16 protein-coding genes and 1 pseudogene are annotated in these 23,330 nt (G+C 72.0%); 8 read left to right on the top strand and 9 right to left on the bottom strand.

Annotated elements, in window-relative coordinates; genetic code table 11:
- The first annotated feature begins 436 nt into the window (after window positions 1-436).
- Both M1O15_RS03795 and M1O15_RS03790 read left to right on the top strand, forming a co-directional pair.
- A complete protein-coding gene (locus M1O15_RS03795; protein WP_248631983.1) occupies window positions 437-760 on the top strand; it encodes a hypothetical protein in 324 nt (107 codons plus the stop codon).
- Window positions 761-962: 202 nt separating this feature from the next.
- Window positions 963-2,417 carry a S28 family serine protease gene (locus M1O15_RS03790; protein WP_248631734.1) on the top strand — a complete coding sequence of 485 codons (1,455 nt, stop codon included), beginning with the start codon at window positions 963-965 and terminating at the stop codon, window positions 2,415-2,417.
- A 224-nt stretch (window positions 2,418-2,641) separates the two neighbouring features.
- Here M1O15_RS03790 and M1O15_RS03785 read toward each other — a convergent pair whose 3' ends face one another.
- The 3 genes from M1O15_RS03785 to M1O15_RS03775 all read right to left on the bottom strand — a co-directional run bounded on the left by M1O15_RS03785 (window position 2,642) and on the right by M1O15_RS03775 (window position 7,295).
- The gene (locus M1O15_RS03785; protein WP_248631982.1) at window positions 2,642-4,423 is read right to left on the bottom strand and encodes a glycoside hydrolase family 3 protein; all 1,782 of its coding nucleotides are present in this window, start codon (window positions 4,421-4,423) and stop codon (window positions 2,642-2,644) included.
- Window positions 4,424-5,142: 719 nt separating this feature from the next.
- Entirely contained in the window at window positions 5,143-5,970 is an 828-nt protein-coding gene (locus tag M1O15_RS03780) for a sugar phosphate isomerase/epimerase family protein (protein WP_248631733.1), read from the bottom strand.
- Window positions 5,971-6,221: 251 nt separating this feature from the next.
- Window positions 6,222-7,295, bottom strand: a complete 1,074-nt coding sequence (locus M1O15_RS03775; protein WP_248631732.1) for a LacI family DNA-binding transcriptional regulator — start codon at window positions 7,293-7,295, stop codon at window positions 6,222-6,224.
- Window positions 7,296-7,510: 215 nt separating this feature from the next.
- On the opposite strand from M1O15_RS03775, the gene M1O15_RS03770 reads away from it, so the two are divergent.
- The 4 genes and pseudogenes from M1O15_RS03770 to M1O15_RS03755 all read left to right on the top strand — a co-directional run.
- On the top strand, window positions 7,511-8,671 hold the full coding sequence (locus M1O15_RS03770; protein ID WP_248631731.1) for a Gfo/Idh/MocA family protein: 1,161 nt from the start codon (window positions 7,511-7,513) through the stop codon (window positions 8,669-8,671).
- On the top strand, window positions 8,668-9,888 hold the full coding sequence (locus M1O15_RS03765; protein ID WP_248631730.1) for a dihydrodipicolinate synthase family protein: 1,221 nt from the start codon (window positions 8,668-8,670) through the stop codon (window positions 9,886-9,888). The genes M1O15_RS03770 and M1O15_RS03765 overlap by 4 nt, the downstream gene beginning before the upstream one ends.
- 50 nt (window positions 9,889-9,938) lie before the next feature.
- Window positions 9,939-10,727 (top strand): sugar phosphate isomerase/epimerase family protein, encoded by a 789-nt coding sequence (locus M1O15_RS03760; protein ID WP_248631729.1) that lies wholly within the window; start codon window positions 9,939-9,941, stop codon window positions 10,725-10,727.
- Window positions 10,724-10,923, top strand: a pseudogene (locus M1O15_RS03755) (GNAT family N-acetyltransferase); the annotation flags it as partial. The gene M1O15_RS03760 and the pseudogene M1O15_RS03755, both read left to right, overlap by 4 nt.
- A 49-nt stretch (window positions 10,924-10,972) precedes the next feature.
- Here M1O15_RS03755 and M1O15_RS03750 read toward each other — a convergent pair.
- From M1O15_RS03750 to M1O15_RS03735, 4 genes are all read right to left on the bottom strand, one after another.
- Window positions 10,973-11,341: a hypothetical protein gene (locus M1O15_RS03750; RefSeq protein WP_248631728.1), complete on the bottom strand. Its 369-nt coding sequence runs from the start codon at window positions 11,339-11,341 to the stop codon at window positions 10,973-10,975.
- Between the two features lie 67 nt (window positions 11,342-11,408).
- Window positions 11,409-16,277 carry a putative T7SS-secreted protein gene (locus M1O15_RS03745; RefSeq protein WP_248631727.1) on the bottom strand — a complete coding sequence of 1,623 codons (4,869 nt, stop codon included), beginning with the start codon at window positions 16,275-16,277 and terminating at the stop codon, window positions 11,409-11,411.
- A complete protein-coding gene (locus M1O15_RS03740) occupies window positions 16,277-16,924 on the bottom strand; it encodes a hypothetical protein (protein WP_248631726.1) in 648 nt (215 codons plus the stop codon). The genes M1O15_RS03745 and M1O15_RS03740 overlap by 1 nt, the downstream gene beginning before the upstream one ends.
- The gene (locus tag M1O15_RS03735) at window positions 16,921-17,520 is read right to left on the bottom strand and encodes an SseB family protein (protein ID WP_248631725.1); all 600 of its coding nucleotides are present in this window, start codon (window positions 17,518-17,520) and stop codon (window positions 16,921-16,923) included. Before M1O15_RS03735 ends, M1O15_RS03740 begins: the two co-directional genes overlap by 4 nt.
- 80 nt (window positions 17,521-17,600) lie before the next feature.
- Here M1O15_RS03735 and recD2 point away from each other — a divergent pair, with 80 nt between their 5' ends.
- Both recD2 and M1O15_RS03725 read left to right on the top strand, forming a co-directional pair.
- Complete coding sequence (gene recD2, locus M1O15_RS03730) at window positions 17,601-19,904, top strand: SF1B family DNA helicase RecD2 (protein ID WP_248631724.1); 2,304 nt, start codon at window positions 17,601-17,603, stop codon at window positions 19,902-19,904.
- Window positions 19,905-20,191: 287 nt separating this feature from the next.
- Window positions 20,192-21,481 (top strand): citrate synthase, encoded by a 1,290-nt coding sequence (locus tag M1O15_RS03725; RefSeq protein WP_248631723.1) that lies wholly within the window; start codon window positions 20,192-20,194, stop codon window positions 21,479-21,481.
- Window positions 21,482-22,271: 790 nt separating this feature from the next.
- Here M1O15_RS03725 and M1O15_RS03720 read toward each other — a convergent pair.
- Both M1O15_RS03720 and M1O15_RS03715 read right to left on the bottom strand, forming a co-directional pair.
- Window positions 22,272-22,595, bottom strand: a complete 324-nt coding sequence (locus tag M1O15_RS03720; RefSeq protein ID WP_248631722.1) for a heavy-metal-associated domain-containing protein — start codon at window positions 22,593-22,595, stop codon at window positions 22,272-22,274.
- A gap of 345 nt (window positions 22,596-22,940) precedes the next feature.
- Entirely contained in the window at window positions 22,941-23,138 is a 198-nt protein-coding gene (locus M1O15_RS03715; RefSeq protein ID WP_248631721.1) for a helix-turn-helix transcriptional regulator, read from the bottom strand.
- Window positions 23,139-23,330 lie beyond the last annotated feature (192 nt).

Here is a 23,330-nt window from a genome sequence, read left to right as displayed (position 1 = left end):
ACTGTGCCTGATCGCGACGGGGACGAGGGCGCACGCGGGTGCAGATGTGACACACGTAGATGCGGATCAGCGGATCAGCGGATCAGCGGATCAGCGGCCGAACGGCAGATCGGGCGGAACGGCGGAAGGACGTGCGGAGGTGGTCGTGTTCGGCTGGGCAGTGGTACCCCTGAGCGGCGGTCAGCCGGACCGTCGTCCGTCCGTCGACGGGCCGACCCGGGCGGAGAGGCCCGAGGGGCCGGTCCGGGCGGAAGCCTCAGGGAGAGGCCGTGCGCCGGGCCCGCGGCGGGCGCGGGCACTGGCCGGGCTGACGGCGCTGCTCACCGCCGTGGGCCTGATCGTCCTCGCCGGTCCGGCGGCCTCCTCCGCCCACGCGACCGGTGCCTCCTCCGCTCGCGCCGGTGTGTCCTCGGTGCATACGGCCGCCGCGTCCACCGTGCACGCCGCCGGCGCTTCCTTCGTCCGGGCCACCGGTGCCTCCTGCGCCGGCCGGCTCGTCAAGCGGATCAAGTTCGCCACCGGTGAGCTGCGGGTCTACCGCAACCGCCAGTACGTCTGCGCGCTCACCCTTGCCGCCAAGCCCGGCGCGCGCCGGGCCATGGCCGTGTCCGTGCAGGCCCGGGGCGGCCGGGCGGCCGTGGACCGGGGGCGCTTCACCCGGCAGGCCGGGCCCGTCACCGTACACGCGCTCAACCGCTGTGTCCGCGCGACCGGTTCGGTGGCGGGGCGGTCCGGGGCGACCGGCTGGTTCGGCTGCTAGCGGCGCGCTACGGTCACGAGGAGGGCAGGCCGCCGTATGACCTCTCCCACCATGGCGGAAACGCCTGACGGCCCGTCACCGCCGCGCACGTCGGTCCAACCTTCACACGAGCCGCACGTCCCGCGTCGTAATCGGGGCTGGCGGGGCGGGTGTTGCCCCCGCTAGGTTCGCGACGACTATCGCGAACCCACGTGGAGGGTGCATGCGCAACGCGCTCAGATGGCTGCTGTCACTCGTCGTGCTCATAGGCGCCGCGAGCACGGCCGGCACGGCGACCGCCGCCGAGGCCCCCGACAGCACCATCGCCGCCGCCCCGTCCGGCCCCGCAGCCGGGCCGCAGGCGGACATCAAGGACCGGATCCTGGCCATCCCCGGTATGAGCCTGATCGAGGAGCAGCCGTACCCCGGCTACCGCTTCTTCGTCCTCAACTACACCCAGCCGGTAGACCACCGGAACCCCCGCAAGGGGACCTTCCAGCAGCGTCTGACCCTGCTGCACAAGGACACCAGCCGCCCGACCGTCTTCTACACCAGCGGGTACTCGGTCCGGACCTCGCCCAGCCGATCCGAGCCGACCCGGATCGTGGACGGCAACCAGGTCTCCATGGAGTACCGCTTCTTCACCCCGTCCCGCCCTCAGCCGGCCGACTGGTCCAAGCTGGACATCTGGCAGGGCGCCAGCGACCAGCACCGGATCTTCACCGCGCTGAAGAAGATCTACGACCGCAAGTGGATCGCCACCGGCGGTTCCAAGGGCGGGATGACCGCGACCTACTTCGAGCGGTTCTACCCCCGTGACATGGACGGCGTGGTCGCCTATGTGGCGCCCAACGACGTCGTGGAGCACGAGGACTCCCGGTACGACCGGTTCTTCGCCACCGTCTCCACCCAGGAGTGCCGCGACCGGCTGAACGCCCTCCAGCGCGAGGCCCTGGTCCGCCGCGCCCCGCTCCAGGCCACGTACAAGGCCTGGGCCGAGGCCGAGGGCGCCACCTTCACCACGGTCGGCACCCTGGACAAGGCGTACGAGGCGGTCGTCCTCGACTTCGTCTGGGCGTTCTGGCAGTACTCCGGCGAGGCCCAGTGCGCGGACCTCCCGGCCGCCGCCACCGCCTCCGACCAGGAGGTGTACGACGTGATCGACCAGTACTCCGGCTGGTCCGCGTACACCGACCAGAGCCTGGCGGGCTACACCCCGTACTACTACCAGGCCGCCACTGAAATGGGCTCGCCCAGCCTGAAGATGAAGCACCTCAAGGGTCTGACCCGGTACGGCTACCAGCCCGCGCGCAACTTCGTGCCGAAGGACATCCCGATCCGCTTCAAGCCGCTGGCCATGGCGGACGTGGACTCCTGGGTGCGCACCCGGGCCCGTTCGATGCTCTTCGTCTACGGCGGCAACGACCCGTGGGGCGCCGAGCGGTTCCGGGTGGACCGGGGCGCCAGGGACTCGTATGTGTACACCGCGCCCGGCGCCAACCACGGCGCCAACGTGGCCGGCCTGGTCGAGGCCGAGCGGACCAAGGCCACCGAGCGCATCCTGACCTGGGCCGGAGTCTCCGCGCCGCAGGCGGAGCGGGCCGCGCCGCTGCGGACCTACGACTCGCGGCTGGACAAGAGCCAGCAGCTCGACCGGACGCGCACCCTGCGCCCGTAGCGCCACCGCGCGACGAAGCACACGACCGGCGGCCGTACCCCCCTCCCACGAGGAGATCCTCGGAGGAGGGGGTGCGGCCGCCGGCCTCTTGTACGGGCGGCCGCCGGGACCTTCCGGACCATGGCCGCAGAGTCCTTCCGGACCGGGCCTCAGGTTCCTTCCGGACCGGGCCCTCAGGTTCCTTCCCGGACCGGGCCCTCAAAGTCCTTCCGGACCGTGCCCTCTCAGTACGACAGGCCGTGGCCCACCGGGTAGAGCACCCGCGCCGGGTCGTCGGCCCGTTGCACCGGTACGGGCAGCCGGCCGCGCGGGCGGGCGCGGCCCGCGATGACCCGGGCGGCGGCCCGCAGTTCCACATCCGTCCACGAGTAGGTGGCGAGCACGGCGCGCTGGCCGGTGAGCCGGGCGACGTCGTACGGGTTGCGGATCGCCACCGCCACCACCGGCACCCCGGTCGCCGCCAGCCGCGAGACCAGCGTGCGCTGGGCGCCGGCCGCGGTGACGTTGTACGTGGCGACGATGACCGCGTCCTTCCCGGCCGCCGCCGCCACCGCCTCGTCGATCTTCGCCGGGGTGGGGTTGGTGCCGGTCGGCAGCGCGGTCACCGTGAAGCCCAGCTCGGTCAGCGCCCCGGCGAGCACCGGCACCGGCGGCCCGGTCGTCCCGGAGGGCGAGTTGGCGTCCGCGCCGACGACCAGGAGTCTCGGCTGACGGCGGCGGTTGAGCGGCAGCAGCCCGCCGGTGTTCTCCAGCAGGGTGGTGGTCCGCTCGGCGATCCGGTCCGCGGTGGCCAGATGGGCGGCGGTGCCGACGGTCCGGTCCACCTCCCGGTGCGAGGCGTACGGGTCGCGCAGCAGCCCCAGCCGGTCCTTCAGCAGCAGGATGCGCAGAACGGACTGGTCGATCCGCTCCTCGGTCAGCTCACCACCCCGTACGGCGGCGAGCACCGCGTTCCAGGCCACCGCGATGGACGGCGGGTTGAGCAGCTGGTCGCAGCCCGCTTTCAGAGCCAGCACCGGCACCCGGTCGTCGCCGTACTTGGTCCGTACGCCCTCCATGGCGAGCGAGTCGGTCACCACCACCCCGTCGTAGCCCAGCTCCTCACGCAGCACGCCGGTGAGAATGGGCCGGGAGAGCGTCGCCGGGTCCTCGCTGGGATCGAGCGACGGTACGACGATATGCGCGGTCATGATCGAGTCGATGCCCGCCCGTACGGCCTCCGTGAACGGCGGCCGGTCCAGCCGCTCCCACTCCTCGCGGGTGTGGGTGATGACCGGCAGCCCGTAATGGCTGTCGGTCTCGGTGTCGCCGTGCCCCGGGAAGTGCTTGCAGGTGGCGGCCACGCCCCCGCCCTGGTAGCCGGCGACCTGCGCCGCCACCAGGTCCCCGACGGCGGCGGGCACGGCGCCGAAGGACCGTACGCCGATGACCGGGTTGGCCGGGTTGACGTTGACGTCGGCGACCGGGGCGTAGTTCTGGCGGACGCCCATCGCGGCCAGTTCCCGCCCGGCGATCGTGGCGGCCCGGCGGGCGTCGCTCCGTGAACCGCCCGCGCCCAGCGCCATGGCGCCGGGCATCAGGGTGGCGGGTTTCCCTATCCGGGCGACGATCCCGTGCTCCTGGTCGATGGAGATCAGCAGCGGCAGCGGGGTGGGCTGGGCGAGCCCGGCGCGCTGGATGCCGTTGCTCAGGTCGGCGATCTGGTGCGGCTCGCGGGTGTTGTGCGCCCAGGAGAAGTAGATGATCCCGCCGACGTGGTACCTCGCCACCAGCTCGGCGGCAGTGCGGACGCCCAGCTCCTTCATGTTCAGGTCGATGTCGGCCTGGTCGGGATCGGTGGCGGAGTGCCCGTACACCCGTGACACGAAGAGCTGGCCGACCTTCTCCTCCAGGCTCATCCGGGAGATCAGCCGGATCAGCCGGCGGCGGGTTTCGGCGGCCTGTGCGGGAGCCGCCGTGGCGGAGCCGGTGCTGGCGGCGACCCCGCCGACGGTCGCGGCGACCACCGCGCTCGCGGCGAGGACGGCCCGTCGGGAGGGGGCGGGGGAGGGTGGCGCCGAGGGGGCGGTGGGGTGGGGGTGGGGGTTGGCGCGGTGGTGCACTGGTGCTCCTTCCGGCCGTACGTGAGGGGGCTCGTGAGGGAGGAAACGGCCCCTGGGAGATCCCCGAGGTGAAGGAAACTTCCAGGGATTCACGCATAGCCGGAAAGTAACTGCCAGGTCAAGGAGGTGCGCACGGCACGCCCGGCCCGGTGCCGCAACGGCTCTGGTCCGCCCGCCGCGACGGACGCCCGGAAGGGACCTTCACCAGGGAGCGGCGGCGACACCGCGCGGGCATCCCCACCGGGGCCCGCGGAGACTGGCCCGCGACCGCGGCCACCGCCGCCGCCCTTCTGCCCGCGCTCATCGGCACGGTGGCCGCGGCGGGCCTGCCTCGGCCGACGCGAACACGTGCGGGACCTCTCTGCTGGTCCAGGGGTACGATCTCACCCCGGCCGTCAACGCGGCCGCCTGCGCGCGGGGCGGCCGGGGCGGGGCCGAGGACCTGCGCGGCTGCGCCCTCCAGCTGACCACGTTCGGCGGGGCCCCGGCCCGTACCGCCCAGGAGGCCTGCCGGATCGCCGCGAGCCGAACCGGCGGCGGAGTCCCGGCCGGTGGACGTGCGGCCGACCGCCCGAGGACGCCCACGACCCCACCTCCGCACCTCACCTCACCCCCTCACCGACTCACTTCGTCAGCGAGCGCAGATGCTCCAGACCGGGCGCCAGCAGGGGCGGGAGCTCGGCGGCCTCCGGGTACCAGCGCTTCTCGTACTCCCAGCAGGCCCACACCTCGCCGCCCTCCAGCAGCGCGTCGTCCAGCAGAGCGTTGCTCGTCCGGGCGTCGTCCACCAGTGCCAGGCACTCGGCGAGCGGCACCGCGCCCTCGCCCAGCGCCAGCGGAGCCGTCTCGATCGCCGAGGCGGCGTCCTTCACCTGGACATAGCCGAGGTACGGGGCGAGCGCCGCGTGCGTCGCGGCCGGAGCCTCACCGGCGGCCCAGGGATGCAGTACGTCCCACAGGGCGCCCACGCTCTTGTGCCCGACGGCACCCACCACCCGGGCGATGTCCGCCCCCGTACGGTGCGAGTCATGGGTCTCCAGCAGGATGCGGACGCCCAACTCGGCGGCCACCTCCGCCGCCGCGCCCAGCCGCCGGGCGGCGATCGCGTCCGCCTCGGCCGGGTCCAGCTCCCCGCCGCCCGGGAACACCCGGACATGCGGCGCGCCCAGATCGGCCGCCAGATGCAGCAGCCCGTGCAACTCCTCGTAGACCGGCTCGTCGTCCCCGGGCTCGGCGACCCGGGCGTACCCGGCGACGGCCAGGATCGACACCTCCGCCCGCGCGAACTCCTCGGCCACCGCGCGCCGCTCGTGCGCCACCAGCCCCGGATGCACCGGTTCCTCGGGGTGGGCCCGCAACTCGACCCCCTGGTAGCCGTTCTCTGCGGCGAGGCGGACGACCTCGGGAATCGGCGTCCCGGGGACACCGAGGGTGGAGAAGGCGTACTTCACGGGGGGCTCCTCAGTACATCGACATATCGGCACGGTCACACCCGACGGCCCCGTGCGCCCCGCCGTACCCGCGACGCGGCACCGGCACCGGTCCGGCCCCCGGCAACGTACCCCGCGACCGTCCCCTCATGGCCCCGCCGCGACCACGGACCCGCCCTGCCGGGGTCCGGGCGGCCCGCCCCACCGGGTCCGGGCTCTCCGGCATACGGACTCCGGGCGACCCGGCGCACCGGCTCCTCCCGCCGCATGGCTCACCGCGCCCGCCCCGTGGAGGCGCGGACCACCAGCTCGCCGCCCATCGTCGCCAGGCCGCCCGGAGGCGGCGCCTCCGCGCCGGTGGCCAGCCGGCCGGCGCGCGCGCCCGCCTCGTGCAGCGGCAGCCGTACGGTGGTCAGCGCCGGTACCGCGTCCACCGAGAACGGCAGGTCGTCGAAGCCGGCCACCGACACGTCGTCCGGGATGCGCAGCCCCTGGTCGCGCAGGGCCGCGCAGACACCCAGCGCCACCGTGTCGTTCGCCGCGACCAGCGCGGTCAGCCCCGGCTCCCGGCGCAGCAGCTCGCAGGCCGCCTCGTAGCCGGAGCGCCGGTCGTACGGGCCGTGCACGGTCAGCCGGTCCAGGTCGGCGCCGAGGCCCGCCACGGTCATCGCCGCGCGGTGCCCCTCCAGCCGGTGCCGGGTGGTGGTCCGCTCGACCGGTCCGGCCACATAGCCGAGCCGCCGGTGCCCAAGGCCGAGCAGATGCTCGGTCAGCCGCCGCGCACCGCCCTCGTTGTCGAAGGTCAGCGTGGCCAGAGCTGCCCCGGCGTCCTCCCCGGCGGCGGGCAGCGGCGGACGGCCGCACAGCACCACCCGCGTCCCGGCGACCGCCAGCCGCGCCAGCTTCGCGGCCACCGCCGCGCCGTGCCCGGGATCGTCCACCGCGCCCCCGGTGAGCACCACGGCCGCCGCGCGCTGGCGCTGCAGCAGGGTGAGGTAGGTCAGCTCCCGCTCCGGGGAGCCGCCGGTGTTGCACACCACCGCCAGCTTCTCCCCTCCGCCCACCGCGCCCCCGCCGCCGGCCCGGCCCATCGCCGACTGGACGGCCCCGGCGATGATCCCGAAGAACGGGTCGGCGATGTCGTTGACCAGGATGCCCACCAGGTCGGAGGTGGCAGCGGCGAGCGAACTGGCCGGGCCGTTCACCACGTAGTCCAGCTCGTCCACCGCGCGCATCACCCGCTCCCGGGTGGCGGTGGCGACCGGGTAGTTGCCGTTCAGCACCCGGGAGACGGTGGCCGGGGACACCCGGGCGCGGGCGGCCACGTCGGCCAGGGTGACGGTCATCGTGCTCCTTCTCTTTCGCGGGATGGAGCCCTCGACCGAGGTGGGAAAAGGCTGTCACCCGGTGGGGCCCTTGTCCGAGCCGTTGTCCGCAGGCTAGCGTTCCCCTCCATAGAAAGCGCTTTCTATCTCTCCTCTCCTCTCCCTCGCCCACAGCCACCTCACCGCCCCCCCGCCCCCTCATCACTCCCCCCAACCGCCCTCGGAGGACGCACGCCATGACCCGCAGAACGATCCGCATCGCCATGAACGGCGTCACCGGACGCATGGGCTACCGCCAGCACCTGGTCCGCTCGATCCTCGCCCTGCGCGAGCAGGGCGGCCTCGACCTCGGCGACGGGGAGGTGCTGTGGCCGGAGCCGGTCCTGGTCGGCCGGCGCGAGCACGCGCTGCGCACCCTCGCGGAGTGGCACGGGCTGACCGAGTGGTCCACCGACCTCGACGCCGTGCTCGCCGACGAGCGCACCGAGGTCTACTTCGACGCCCAGGTCACCGCCGCCCGCCCCGAGGCCCTGAAGAAGGCGATCGCGGCCGGCAAGCACATCTACACCGAGAAGCCGACCGCCTCCGACACGGCCGGCGCCCTGGAACTGGCCCGGCTGGCCCGCGACGCCGGGATCAAGCACGGCGTCGTCCAGGACAAGCTCTTCCTCCCCGGGCTGCTCAAGCTGAAGCGGCTGGTCGACGGCGGCTTCTTCGGCCGGATCCTCTCCGTCCGCGGGGAGTTCGGCTACTGGGTCTTCGAGGGCGACTGGCAGGAGGCGCAGCGACCCTCCTGGAACTACCGGGCCGAGGACGGCGGCGGCATCGCCGTGGACATGTTCCCGCACTGGGAGTACGTCCTGCACGAGCTGTTCGGCCGGGTCACCTCGGTCACCGCCCAGGTCGCCACCCATCTGCCCGAGCGCTGGGACGAGCAGGGCAAGCCGTACGCGGCCACCGCCGACGACGCCGCGTACGGGATCTTCGGCATCGACGGGCCGGACGGTCCGATCACCGCGCAGATCAACTCCTCCTGGGCGGTCCGGGTCCACCGGGACGAGCTGGTCGAGTTCCAGGTGGACGGCACCCATGGCTCGGCCGTCGCCGGTCTGCGCGGCTGCCGTGCGCAGCACCGCTCGGCCACCCCCAAGCCGGTGTGGAACCCGGACCTCCCGGTCGGCCACTCCTTCCGCGACCAGTGGCAGGAGGTCCCGGACAACGCCGAGTTCGACAACGGCTTCAAGGCGCAGTGGGAGCTGTTCCTGCGCCATGTCGTACGGGACGAGCCGTACCACTGGGACCTGCTCGCCGGCGCCCGGGGCGTCCAGCTCGCCGAGCTGGGCCTGAAGTCCTCGGCCGAGGGCCGCCGCCACGAGGTCCCGGAGCTGTCCCTGTGACCATCGAGCTCCCGTACGGCAGCTACCACCCCCGTACCGACCCGCACCCCGCCCTCTCCTCCCGCCCCCGGCCGCAGTCCCCACCCCCCTCCTCGACCACCGGGTCGCAATCCCCACCTCCGCCCCCGCCCCTCTCCTCCCGTACGGTCTTCTCCGCCGCGCATGTCGTCGCCGACCCGTACGCCGACACCACCCCCGACGGGCCCGCGGCCCTGGACTGGGACGCGACCCTGGCCTTCCGCCGCCATCTCTGGGCACACGGGCTCGGGGTCGCCGAGGCCATGGACACCGCCCAGCGCGGCATGGGACTGGACTGGCCGCGCGCCGCCGAGCTGATCACCCGCTCCGCCGCCGAGGCGCGGGCCTGCGGCGGCCGGATCTCCGCCGGGGCCGGCACGGACCAGCTCACCACCCCGCCCAGCTCCCTCGCGGAGGTGAGCAAGGCGTACGAGGAGCAGCTCGCGCACATCGAGTCCGCCGGCGCCCAGCCCATCCTGATGGCCTCCCGCGCCCTGGCCGCCACCGCCACCGGCCCCGAGGACTACCTCACCGTCTACGGCGAACTGCTCCGCCAGGCCCGTGAACCGGTGATCCTGCACTGGCTGGGCCCGATGTTCGACCCGGCCCTGACCGGCTACTGGGGCTCCTCCGACCTCGACGCCGCCACCGAGACCTTCCTCCAGGTCATCGCCGCGCACCCGGACAAGGTCGACGGGGTGAAGGTCTCCCTCCTCGACGCCGACCGCGAAGTGGACCTCCGCCGCCGCCTCCCCGAAGGCGTCCGCTGCTACACCGGCGACGACTTCCACTACCCCGAACTCATCGCGGGCGACGACCCGTCCACCCCCGGGGCCCGTTTCAGCCACGCCCTGCTCGGCATCTTCGACCCCATCGGCCCGCTGGCCGCCGAGGCCGTACGCCTCCTCGACACCGGCGACCGCGCCGGCTTCCGGACAGTCCTGGACCCGACGGTCGAACTCTCCCGGCACCTCTTCGCCGCCCCCACCCGCTACTACAAGACCGGAGTCGTCCTCCTCGCCTGGCTGGCCGGGCACCAGGAGCACTTCACCATGGTCGGCGGACTCCAGTCGGCCCGCTCCCTCCCGCACCTCGCCCGCGCCTACGAACTGGCGGACCGCCTCGGCCTGTTCCCCGACCCGGCCCTCGCCGAGCACCGGATGCGCGCCCTCCTCACCGTCCACGGAGTCCCCCAGTGACCGCCTCCGCCCCTCCCTCCTCAGCCCTCTCCCGCTTCAGCATCAACCAGATGACCGTGAAGCAACTGCCCCTGCCCGCCCTCACCGAAGCCTGCGTCCGCCTCGGCATCCCCGGCGTCGGCCTGTGGCGCGAACCGGTCCACTCGTACGGGTTGGAGGCCGCCGCCAAGCTGGTGCGGGACGCCGGGCTGACCGTCACCACCCTCTGCCGCGGCGGCTTCTTCACCACGACCGCCTCCCCCCTGGACGACAACCGGGCCGCCATCGACGAGGCCGCGACCCTCGGCACCGACACCCTCGTCCTGGTCTCCGGCGGACTGCCGCCCGGTGGCCGCGACCTGGCCTCCGCCCGCTCCCGTATCGCCGACGCCCTCGCCGAACTCGCCCCCTACGCCGGCGAACGGGGCATCCGACTGGCCATCGAACCGCTGCACCCCATGTACGCGGCCGACCGCTGCGCCGTCTCCACCCTGGACCAGGCCCTCGCCCTGGCCGAGCCCTTCCCCGCCTCGCAGGTCGGCGTGGTCGTGGACACCTACCACGTCTGGTGGGACGACCGCGCGCCCGCCGCCGTGGCCCGGGCGGGCGCCCAGGGCCGTATCCACTCCTTCCAGCTCGCCGACTGGACCGTCCCCCTCCCGGCCGGCGTCCTCACCGGCCGCGGCCAACTCGGTGACGGCTGCGTCGACCTCCGCGCCTGGCGCCGCCTGGTCGACGCGGCCGGCTACACCGGCCCCATCGAGGTCGAGCTCTTCAACGACGACCTGTGGGCCCGGAACGGCACCGAGGTCCTGGCCGAGACGGCCCAGCGGTACGTAGAAGAGGTCTTCGAATCCTGAGGGCCTTCCCGGACGCCGACTGGAAGGAGGCGGGTCGGGCCACACCCGCTCCGGCCTCTGGCGCCTGAACATCGCGGCCGACGAACAGGGCAAGGGCTACGGCTCCTGTGCCGTCGAAGCCGTCTCCGCCGAACTCCGAGCCCGAGGCACCGACCGCTTCCACGTCACCTGGGAGCCCGGCGACAGTGGCCCCGAGGCGCAAGGCTCGGCATGGACGAGTCCCTCGCTGCGCGCTTGGCTGCCCGCTACTGACTGTCCCGCATGAAAACGAAATAGTCGTCAATCTCCAGGACCTCTTCCTTCGTGAGAGTGGGCGGGGTGCCTTCCTTGTCCAGCACGCTCTCAAGGAATTCGTCTCCCGGCGAGATCCCGTACTTTTCCACGTAATCAGCTGCGTCACCGCGCCAGAAGTAGTTCCCGTCGCTGAGGATACCGCTTCCGCCGGATGTTCCGAATTTCGCTGCGATGATGTCGGTCGTGTACTCCATGAAGGCGAGGATGATAGTCCCCTTGCGCATGTACGAGGCGATCAGCTGTCTTTCTTCGCCGTCCAGCTCATTGACCTTGCTGAGCAGCTCGCTCCTTCTCAGTGCGTACTCCTCTTGTCCTTCCAAATGGCTCAGAATTCCAAGCGGCCGTACTTCTCTCACTGTCTCTCCGGTTGGTTGCGGCGTGGATGGGCTACTTTACTATGGGATTTCCGCGCGGACCGTTCGGCCACTCTCTCACGAGTCCCGTTCGCGGATCGAGGTCCACCATGTGCGGACTGGCGTGTCGAACTTCCACCCCGAGTATCTCGGACAATTCCCGAGCGGCTGCAATTGCTCCGTGACATGTGACGAGTTGAATGGGCCCGCCCCCGTAGTGCGGATTCTCCAGGATGGCGTCTGCGATCTGCTGCGGATGGGTGATCATTCCATCCACGCGGAAGTGGCCCATGTCGTCCCCATGCACGATGACGTCGTGGCCGGCGGCTCCCTTTGAGCGTAGGAGGTTCTGCAAGGTGTTGAAGTCGTCGCCGATGGCGGTCGCCGTCTCTGTGTGCCGGACCGTGGCTCCGCTCGCAAGGAAGGAGTCCATCGGCGTACCGGCCCCGGACAGCGCACCCTCCGGCGGGCACGGAGCAAGACCCAAGGGGTCGACCTGCGCCTGTGGATTGACGACATAAGCGGTGGGGTTCGGGGCGGCGGCGAGCCCCAGCGGGTCAGGTGCGAGGAAGGTGGCGGCCTCCGGGTCGTAATGCCGGAAGTAGTTGTAATGCAGCCCCGTCTCCGGGTCGAAGTACTGCCCCGGGAACCGCAGCGGCGTGTACGTCGTGCTGTCCGCCGCCCACGCCGTCGTCCCCCACAGCGTGCCGCGTGCCCGCCAGGCGATGTCACCGGCCTCGTCCAGCAGTTCGCACGGTGTGCCGACCAGGTCGGTGACGATGGCGAAGAACCGCTCGTCCACCGCCTCCTGGGAGGGGTCCGCGGGGAGCAGGCGCTCCGTCTGGGTGAGGGGGCGCAGGCCGTCGTGGTCCCAGGTCAGGGTCACCGGGCGGGGGACTTCGGCCGCGACCGTGGTCTGCTCGCAGAGGGTGGTGCCGTCCCAGGTGAAGGTGGTCCACTCGGCGACCGTCGTGCCGTCGGCGGCCATGCGCTGCTTGGAAGTGCGGCGGCCGAGGGGGTCGTAGGTGTAGCGCCAGAGGGTGCCGTCCGGGGTCCTTACCGAGCGGAGGCGGTCCTCGGCGTCCCAGGTGTAGCGCCAGGTGTCCGGCTTGCGGGAGAGGCGGGTCTTCTGGCGGAGGGTGACGCGGCCGAGGCCGTCGTGCTCGTAGCGGACGCCGCCGGCCCGGGTGAGGGCGGTGCCGGTGTAGTCGCGGCTGCCGACGGCCTCCTGGCCGGGGTGGGAGGCGGGCCAGGAGGCGTGGGTCTGGTTGCCCGCCGCGTCGTAGGCGTAGCGCTCGCTCCAGCCGGCCGCGTGCACGGCGGTGACCCGGCCCACCGGGTCGAGGTCGAAGGTGCGGGTGCCGGTCAGCTGGTCGGTGAGCGCGGTGAGGTGGCCGTCGGCCCGGTAGGCGTAGTCGCGGCGCTGGATGGCGCGGCCGGCGCCGGTGACCTGCTGGCTGGTCAGCCGGCCCAGCGGGTCGTAGGTGCTGGCGAGGGAGACGGCGTCGCCGATGTGGCGGGCGCTCTCCTGACCGGCCGCGTCCCGCTCGAAGGTGAGGGTCCGGCCGGAGGCCGTATAGGAGGAGCGGCGTCCGGTGGCGTCGTGGCTCCAGGAGCTCACGGCGCCCGTGGGCGTGGTACGGCCGGTGCGCCGGCCCAGCCCGTCAAGGGTGTAGGAGAGGACGCGGCCGTCGACCGTCTCGCCGAGCAGGCGTCCGTACCGGTCGCGGAGGCGGGTGACCCGGGCGTCGCCGTTCACCGCCTCGGCGAGCTGGTCGAAGACGTCGTACGCATAGGTGGTGACGGCTCCGGCGGCGTCCTTGCGGATCACCCGGTCCAGGTCGTCCCGCTCGTAGCGGGTGGTCTGCCCGAGGGCGTCCGTGCGCGAGGTCAGACGACCCGCGGCGTCCCGCTCGTACACCAGCGCCCGGCCGTCGAAGTCCGTCTCCGAGACCAGCCGCCCGGCCGCGTCGTAGCCGTAATCCCAGCTCAGGCCCTGCGGGTTGCGGACCTGCGTCAGCCGCAGTTCGTGGTCGTGGCCGAACTCGTAGCGCACCCCGTCCGGTCCGGTCCGGGCGGTCAGCAGGTCGAAGTGGGTGTACTCGAACCGCGAGACCTGTCCGAGGGCGTCGGTGTGCGCGAGGCAGTTCCCCTCCCCGTCGTAGGTCCAGGACTGCTCCGCGCCGTCGGCGTCCACCCGGCGGGCGGGCCTGCCCTCGACCGTCCACTCCATCCGGGTCACGGCGCCGAGCGCGTCGGTGAGGGTGGTGGGCCGGCCGAAGCGGTCCCGGTCCACCAGGGTGGTCGCGCCGAGCGGGTCGGTCAGGCGCAGCGGCAGACCGGCCGGGTCGCACTCGACGTGGGTGGTGTGGCCGAGCGGGTCGGTGACCGACCGCAGGCGTCCGGCCTCGTCGTAGGAGTAGTGGGTGATGTTGCCGCTGGTGTCGGTGGTGGCGGTGCGGTTGCCCCGCTCGTCGTAGCTGTGGCGGACGACCGTACGGTCCGGGTGCGTCACGCGCACGGGCCACCCGAGCGCGTCGTACTCCACCGTCATGCTCCGGCCGTCCGGCCGTGTGGCGCTCAGCAGCCGTCCCGCCTCGTCGTAGTCGAAGCGGGTGGTACGGCCCAGCGGGTCGGTCTCGCTGACCAACCGGTTGCGGTGGTCGCGTTCGAACGCCGTCACCGCGCCCACCGGGTCGACGATCCGCACCACTTGGTGGGAGTCGTTGACGACGAACCGGTTGACGGCCCCGGAAGGGGTGGTGGTCGTGGTGACCCGGTACCCGGTCTCCTCGTCGACACCGTCGTAGGAGACGCGTAGTGCCATATGGCCGGCCGCGCCGCCCTCGGCGATGCAGCGGTCCTGCTCGTCGTAGACGTAGTCGTACCGGCTGCCGTTGGTGTCCGTCCACGAGGTGACCCGACCGCGGTCGTCGTAGGCGAACCGCAGGGGCAGGCCGGAGGAGTTGACCACCTCGGTGAGGTGGCCGCCGGTGTAGCCGTAGCGCAGGAGCTCCTGGTCGCCGCCGTCCGCCGCCCCACCCACCAGGTGCAGCGCGGTGACGCGGCCGTCCGCGGTGGTGAGCCGGAGGTGGTAGCCGCCGTGGTGGACGATGGCCACCGGGGCGCCGGCCTCGTCATGATCGAAGGCGATCCAGTTGCCGTTGCGGTCGTCGACCCGGGTGAGCAGGGCTTGGTCCTCGCCGTGCGGGCTGAACCGCCGCACCTGCCCGCTGATCGGGTCCAGGACGGTGTAGTCGCCGTCCGGGGAGCGGTCCAGCGGCCATCGCGGACCGTGACTCGGCAGCACCGGTACGCCGGTCGCGGGGTGCGGATAGGCGAGCAGCAGGCCGTCCTCGCGGACGTGGACGATCCCTTCCGAGTCGATCTCCAGCCGCTCGTCGGCGGTCGAGGACCACGACGGGCCGAACCAGCGGCCGGCCCGGTAGTCCGAGGCGACACGGCGGCGGAAGACGAGGGGCAGCAGGCCCGGCAGTACGACGTCCGTCTGCGGCAGGTACATCGCCCCGGACGCGAAGTCGATCGGATCCGAGTCCTTGGAGACGACGGAGTCCTCGGTCCGGGAGGGATTGTGCGGCTCCTCGACCCCTGCCCGGGCGGGAGAGACCTTGTCCGGGAGGGGCGGGTGGGACTTCCCCGTGAACGGCGTCTCCACGGGGGGCTGCACCGTGTAGGGCTTCTCCGCGGCATGGCCCTCCGGAAGGCGGCCCCGGGGGCTCGGCACGTTCGCCACATGCCCCGCCGAGTTGACCACCGTGCGCGCGCCCCCGCGCACCACGCCCAGCCCCTTCGGCCCCACCGCCTCCGGCAGCAGCCGGCCCCCGAACTCCAGCGGGTCGCTCTTGGCCGCCTCCCAGGAGTTCTTCAGCGCCCGGTCCGGGTTGGCGGCGGTCGACACCAGCCCGGCGAGCGTGGTGTTGACGCCCTTGGCGTACTCGGCCGGGTGGGTCACGTTGTAGGCGTCGTAGGGGTTGAGGGAGCGTACGAAGGTGACCAGCCCGGCCGTACCCTTCGCGACACCGCCGAGCAGGTGTGTGCTCTCCACGCCGAGGCTGATGTTCTGGTCCAGGAAGTCCAGCTTCAGCTTCTCGAGACCGGTCGGCTCCTTCGGCGCGTGCGCCATCGCCGCCGTGACCGCGGATTCGGCCGTCTCGGCCGCCTCGTCGCGCGCCCGCCGGGCGGCCGTCAGCACCTCCTGCGCCTGCTCCAGTTTCCCCTTGCCCGGATCGGAGAACTCGCCCGGACGGGGCAGCGGGTCGTCACCGTCGCGCGCCGCGTTGTAGGCGTCGACCTTCTTGTTGTACGCGGTGACCGCGGCCTCGCTCTGCTGCCGGCCCTCCTTGTACAGGGCGATGGCCTCCCTGGCCTTGCCCTGGGCGCCGGTGACCGCCGCGGCGTAGGTGTCCAGCGCGTCGGCGGCGTCCCCGAAGGCGTCGGCGGCGCGCAGCCAGTCCGCCGGCAGAGGCTGGAACTTCTCCCGGAAGGCGCCGGCGGCCTCACCCTTCCAGCCGCCGGGGTCGAGCTTCCTCATCCCGGCGCCCACCAGGTCGTAGGCGCGCTGGAAGTCCCGCAGGTTCCGCACGGTGGCGGTGATCTTCTCCGCCTTCCCGTGGATCAGGTCCTTCGGGTCCTCGCTCTGGCCGAGCTGCTTCTCACCGACCGCGGCGCCGAGCGAGGAGGCGGTCTCGTCGCCCCAGTCCTCGACCACCTCCGCGACCGCGTCGTGGCCGTAGTGGCGCAGCCCGCCGCCGACCTTGTCCGTGGTCCAGTCGACCCCCTCGCCGACGACCTTTTTGCCCTTGTCGATGCCCCGGTCGACGGTGTCGACGGCCTTGTCCACCAGCTTGCCGGTGAAGTCCCCGACGGGTCCCCAGTCGGGCATCAGCGGCTCTCCCCCCAACGGGGCTGCTCGGCCTGGTCCACGGTCGCCTGGTCCGGACCCAGCCGCTCGCGCAGCTCACCGTCCAACGCGTCGCGGTACTCCGGGTCCATCAGTCCGCCGCGCTCCATCGAGTCCAGCATCGAGTCCTCGACGTCATAGGCGGTGTTGCGCCAGGTCTGCGCCATCTCGCCCTGCGCCGCGGCCATGGAGCCCGCGCTCCAGTCCGCGTTGTCCGTGGCTCGCTGGTCGCGGACGGTCTCCCAGCTCAGCTGCTTGACCTCGTCCTCGGACAGATGCGGATTGCCGTTGACCGAGTTCACGCCGATCTTGATGCTGTCCTTGACGTAACGATCCTGTTCGGCGAACGAACCGGCCGAAAGCCCCACTGCCTGCGCGAACATGTTTCCGCGCAGGGTCAGTGCGCGCACCCCCCACTCCCATCGCTCGCAGAACGCCGTGAACTCCGCCGCCAGGCCGCCATGCCCCAACTCCAGTGCGGAGAGCCCCAGGTCGGAGAATCCCCGCCCGGCCGTCGCCTGGCCGATCATGCCGAGGTCCTTCAGCTCCGCGTGAGCCAGGTCGATCCCCTTCGCGATGTCGGCCAGCCCCTCCGCCGACGCCGCGAGAACCGGTTCCCCGCCGTTCATCCCATCCCCCCGAGATCTACTGCCACCGCGTCGGGCACCACGCCCTTGACCGGTGGGAAGAGCACTCCATCGGCACTGCCCGCGTCCAGCGCCACTCCGGCCGGGCCGGGCAGCATCGGCACCATCACATCCAGCAGCCTCGCCCCGAAGACGGTGCGATAGGGCCACTCCCGTCCGGCCTCGCCACGGGCGTAGGCGAACCGGGCCAGCGCATGCTCGTCGGAAAAGGCGCAGATCCACCGCACACCGCCGGAGTCGGCCGTCCACAGACTGCCCTGCGCGTCCAGCGGCACCAGCACCGCGCTGCGCCGGAACTCCCCGAGCAGACGCGCGAAGTGCCGCTCGGCCGAGCGTACTTCGGACTCGTCCGCCCCCACCGCGCCCCGGGCTCCGCCGGTGCCGGGGCCCGCCGGAGGCCGCGCCGGTCCCGCCTCCATGGGCGCACCGAGCGGCGCCGGCTCGTCCTCCGGTGCCACGAGCCGTGTCAGACCCGAAAGCCGCGAGGCACGGCCGGCGGCCGGGCGTATGTCGTCGTCCCCGTTGTCAACCACCCGGGGAATGCTGCCAAACGGCCTTTTCGCGAGCAACGTGGGCATCCGCTTTCCGGAAGCACGCCCGGCCCTGCGGCAGCGGCGGCCCCCGCTCCGGTGTCCGAGGCGGGCGATACGGTCGGGTCATGTCGTCGTCATCGTCCACACCGGCCACGCGGCCGGCAGACGTCCCGGGGCAGGGCGTCCGGCTCGCCGTGGTGGAGGGCGTGCTGGAGCGGATCACCTACGCCAACGAGGAGAACGGCTACACCGTCGCGCGCGTGGACACCGGGCGCGGCGGGGGCGAACTGCTCACGGTGGTGGGGTCGTTGCTCGGGGCGCAGCCGGGGGAGTCGCTGCGGATGGAGGGGCGGTGGGGGTCGCACCCGCAGTACGGGCGGCAGTTCACCGTGGAGAACTACACCACCGTGCTCCCCGCCACCGTCCAGGGCATCCGCCGCTATCTCGGCTCCGGGCTGATCAAGGGCATCGGGCCCCGGATCGCGGACCGGATCACCGAGCACTTCGGGGTGGACACCCTGGAGGTGATCGAGACGGAGCCCGGGCGGCTGGTGGAGGTGCCGGGGCTCGGGCCGAAGCGGACCAGGATGATCGGGGCGGCCTGGGAGGAGCAGAAGGCGATCAAGGAGGTGATGGTCTTCCTCCAGGGAGTGGGGGTGTCCACCTCCATCGCGGTGCGCATCTACAAGAAATACGGGGACGGCTCGATCGGCGTGGTGAAGAACCAGCCGTACCGCCTCGCCGCCGACGTGTGGGGCATCGGCTTCCTGACGGCGGACCGGATCGCGCAGGCGGTCGGCATCCCGCACGACAGCCCGGACCGGGTCAAGGCGGGGCTGCAGTACGCGCTGTCGCAGTCTTCGGACCAGGGGCACTGCTTCCTGCCCGAGGAGCGGCTGATCTCGGACGCGGTGAAGATGCTCCAGGTGGACACCGGGCTGGTCATCGAGTGCCTGGCCGAGCTCGCCGGGGACGAGGAGGGGGTGGTGCGGGAGGAGGTGCCGGGGGCGGACGGGCAGCCGGTCACGGCGGTGTACCTGATCCCGTTCCACCGGGCCGAGCTGTCGCTGGCCGGGCAGCTGCGCCGGCTGCTGCGCAGCGACGAGGACCGGATGCCCGGGTTCCGGGACGTGGACTGGGGGCGGGCGCTGACCTGGCTGGCGGGCCGTACGGGGGCGGAGCTGGCGCCCGAGCAGGAGCAGGCGGTCCGGCTGGCACTGACCGAGAAGGTGGCCGTGCTGACCGGCGGCCCCGGCTGCGGCAAGTCGTTCACGGTGCGGTCCATCGTGGAGCTGGCCCGGGCCAAGGGCGCCAAGGTGGTGCTGGCCGCGCCCACCGGGCGGGCCGCGAAGCGGCTGGCCGAGCTGACCGGGGCCGAGGCGTCCACGGTGCACCGGCTGCTGGAACTGAAGCCCGGCGGGGACGCCGCCTATGACCGGGACCGCCCGCTCGACGCCGACCTGGTGGTGGTGGACGAGGCCTCCATGCTGGACCTGCTGCTGGCGAACAAGCTGGTCAAGGCGGTGGCGATGGGCGCCCATCTGCTGCTGGTCGGGGACGTGGACCAGCTGCCGAGCGTGGGGGCGGGGGAAGTGCTGAGCGATCTGCTCGCCCCCGGCGGCCCGGTCCCCTCGGTGCGGCTGACCCGGATCTTCCGCCAGGCCCAGCAGTCCGGCGTGGTCACCAACGCCCACCGGATCAACGAGGGGCTGCAACCGGTCACCCAGGGCCTCGACGACTTCTTCCTCTTCGTGGCGGACGAGACCGAGGAGGCCGGCCGCCTCGCGGTGGACGTCGCCGCCCGCCGCGTACCGGCGAAGTTCGGCCTGGACCCGCGCCGGGACGTGCAGGTCCTCGCCCCCATGCACCGGGGCCCGGCCGGCGCCGGCACCCTCAACGGGCTGCTCCAGCAGGCGATCACCCCGGCCCGCCCCGACCTGCCGGAGAAGCGCTTCGGCGGCCGGGTCTTCCGGGTCGGCGACAAGGTCACCCAGATCCGCAACAACTACGACAAGGGCGCCAACGGGGTCTTCAACGGCACCGTCGGCGTGGTCACCGCCCTGGACGCGGTCGAGCAGCGGCTCACCGTGCTCACCGACGAGGACGAGGAGGTCGGCTACGACTTCGACGAGCTGGACGAGCTGGCGCACGCCTACGCGGTGACCATCCACCGCTCGCAGGGCAGCGAGTACCCGGCGGTGGTCATCCCGGTGACCACCGGGGCGTGGATGATGCTCCAGCGCAACCTGCTGTACACGGCGGTCACCCGGGCCCGGAAGCTGGTGGTGCTGGTCGGCTCGCGCAAGGCCATCGCGCAGGCGGTGCGCACGGTCTCGGCGGGTCGGCGGCACACCGCGCTGGACCACCGGCTGGCGGGCGGCCGGCCCGCCTCCGACCTCCAGGACGGCCGGACCGCCTCCGACCTGTAGGGGTGGCCAGGCCGCCTCCACCGCTGCCCAGGACGGCCGGACCGCCCCCGGTCCCGGAGACCCGAGGGATGATCGATCATTCGTGGGAAACATCACCTGAGGGCCCTCTCGACCCGGCGGGACTTTCGCAACCGGAGTGAAGGGGGCAGGATGAGCAGGTTGACGGCACTGAGTGCCGCCAAAAGGCCGAAAGGCCGACCCCGAGTGCACTCTGCTGGGCCAAGTGGGGGATGGTAGAGACAGTCAGGGCACCTCGAAGAAGAGGCACTACGTCGGTGAGGGATGACGTGAGCGACAACTCTGTAGTACTGCGGTACGCGGACGGTGAGTACACCTACCCGGTGGTCGAGAGCACCGTAGGCGACAAGGGCTTCGACATCGGGAAGCTCCGCGCCCAGACCGGTCTGGTGACCCTGGACAGCGGCTACGGCAACACCGCCGCCTACAAATCCGCGGTCACCTACCTGGACGGCGAGCAGGGCATCCTGCGCTACCGCGGCTACCCCATCGAGCAGCTCGCCGAGCGCTCCACCTTCCTTGAGGTGGCGTACCTGCTGATCAACGGCGAGCTGCCGCAGGTCGACGAGCTCGCCGGCTTCAAGAACGAGATTACCCAGCACACGCTGCTGCACGAGGACGTCAAGCGGTTCTTCGACGGCTTCCCGCGCGACGCCCACCCGATGGCGATGCTGTCCTCGGTGGTCAGCGCGCTGTCCACGTTCTACCAGGACAGCCACAACCCGTTCGACGAGAAGCAGCGCCACCTCTCCACGATCCGGCTGCTCGCCAAGCTGCCGACGATCGCGGCGTACGCGTACAAGAAGTCGATCGGGCACCCGTTCGTCTACCCGCGCAACGACCTCTCCTACGTGGAGAACTTCCTGCGGATGACCTTCTCGGTCCCCGCCCAGGAGTACGACCTCGACCCGGTCGTGGTCGCGGCCCTCGACAAGCTGCTGATCCTGCACGCGGACCACGAGCAGAACTGCTCCACCTCCACCGTGCGCCTGGTCGGCTCCTCGCAGGCGAACATGTTCGCCTCGATCTCGGCCGGCATCTCCGCGCTGTGGGGCCCCCTGCACGGCGGCGCCAACCAGTCGGTGCTGGAGATGCTCCAGGGCATCCAGTCCTCCGGCGGCGACGTGGACTCCTTCATCCGCAAGGTGAAGAACAAGGAGGACGGCGTCCGGCTGATGGGCTTCGGCCACCGCGTCTACAAGAACTTCGACCCCCGGGCGAAGATCATCAAGGCGGCCGCCCACGACGTCCTCTCGGCCCTCGGCAAGTCCGACGAGCTGCTGGACATCGCGCTCAAGCTGGAGGAGCACGCGCTCGCCGACGACTACTTCGTCTCGCGCAACCTCTACCCGAACGTCGACTTCTACACCGGCCTGATCTACCGGGCCATGGGCTTCCCGACCGAGATGTTCACGGTCCTGTTCGCCCTCGGCCGGCTGCCGGGCTGGATCGCCCAGTGGCACGAGATGATCAAGGAGCCCGGCTCCCGCATCGGCCGCCCGCGCCAGATCTACACCGGCGAGATCCTGCGCGACTTCGTCCCGGTCGAAGAGCGCTGAGTCCAGGAGCCTGAGTCCGGGAGCCCGAGTCCGGAAGCGCTGAGTCCGGGAGCGCTGAGTCCGGCGCTGAGCCGGTCCGGCTCCCTCCGCGCGAAGGCGCAGCGTGCAGAAGCGCCCCGCCGCCGATCCCCCCACGGGTCGGCGAGCGGGGCGCTTCCCATATCCCCGGAGCGGATTCCCCCCACGGGATCCGGGTCCGGGCGTCTGCCGGATTACAGCAGAGGCTCGCGGTGCGATCTGCCGGGGTACGTACGTACGGGAGGGCCGCTCAAAGCTCCCCGGTGCACGTGCCCCGGCCAACGCTTGCCATTTAGGGACGTCCCCCAAGACATCCCATGAACGTCCCCCAAGACGTTCTGGCATCAACCATTCAGACTCGCGAGCCGACCGAATGGTTACCCCCCAATATCTGTGATCTAGGTCTCCTTGTGAAGGACTTGTGAGTCACGTGAAGGTGAAATCACGCGTCCGCAGTCATCTGGAGACCCACCGTGACCGGAACGGTCGGCTACCCGGGCCGCCGGGGTGAGCGGCGTGGCCGGTGGTGTCCGGGTGCCGCCTGGGGAGGGAGTGGGGCGGGGCGCCGGGTGTCGGCTCCCCGTGGCCGGAAGTCTATGGCCGCCAGCCGTGGAGGTGTGGTGGCACGGCCGGTCTACGGGGAGTGTGCGGCGACGCGTCGGCGCGCGCAAGAGTCCGCAAGAGGCCGAAAGAGGTACGGCCGCAGGCGCGGCCCCCGTCCGGGGCCGCGATCCGGAGGCGGCCGGGTGGGCGTCCCGGATCGGGCCCCGGGTCAGGACGCCAGGCCCGCCAGCTCGTACCCGGCCTCGTCGACCGCCTCGCGTACCGCGGCCTCGTCGAGGGCCGACTCCGAGACCACGGTGACCTGGCCGGTCGCGGCGACGGCGGTGACCGAGGTGACGCCCGGCAGTGCCGAGAGCTCCTCGCTCACCGCGCCCTCGCAGTGGCCGCAGGTCATGCCGGTGACCTGGTAGACGGTGGTCACCCCGGCCGATCGGCCGGTCTCGGCCGCCGCGCCGTCGTGGCAGGAGCCGCTCGGCGAGCAGCAGGAGCCGGTGGCCTGGGGGAGTTCGGTCTTGGCGTCGGCCGCGGTCATGGCGTTCTCCTCGTCGTACGTCGATGGCGTCGGGGGTGCCAGTGGACTGGGACTCCCGAGCTCTGCACTCGCGCCACTTTATACCCCTAGGGGGTATGAGGGCCAGTCGGGTGCCTCGTGCGCCGGTGTGGTGTGCGGCGCACGGGACCGGCCCCGTACCGCGGAGGTACGGGGCCGGTGGTTCATCGGATGAGGTCCGTCAGTTCCGTCTCAGTTCCGTCAGCTCCGTCAGTTCTGTCGGTCCGGTCGGTTCTCCGGTTCCGTCGGGCCGGTCGCTTTCACCGGTTCGGCCGGTACGGCCGGAATCCGGTGGTCGCGGCGGTCGCGCCGGTTCGGTCGGGCCGGTCAGGTCTTGCGTCCGCGGTTGCCGGGTCGGTTGGCCACCCAGGTGCGGATGGTGTCCGCGTACCAGTACGGCTTGCCTCCCTCCTGGTGGTCGGGCGGCGGGAGCAGCCCGTGCTTGCGGTACGACCGGACGGTGTCCGGCTGCACCCGGATGTGCGCGGCGATCTCCTTGTACGACCAGAGCCTTCTGTCCGTCATCTGAGGCACCTCCTCGCGGGCGCCGCGGAGGCGGCCCGGGAGGGCCGTCGGGGGAGCCGCGGCGGTGCTGACGATCACTGAGCCTGTGCCCGGAGAACGACGGAGAGTGAAGGGCATGGGTGTCCGTCGCGCGCCTGTGACGGAAGACCCGCGTAATGGAGACATGTGTGACCGAGGGGTGACTCCGGTGAC

It is taken from the genome of Streptomyces lichenis, assembly GCF_023218175.1.
Classification (GTDB): Bacteria; Actinomycetota; Actinomycetes; order Streptomycetales; family Streptomycetaceae; genus Streptomyces; species Streptomyces lichenis.
This window is presented reverse-complemented; position numbering and strand designations above follow the sequence as displayed.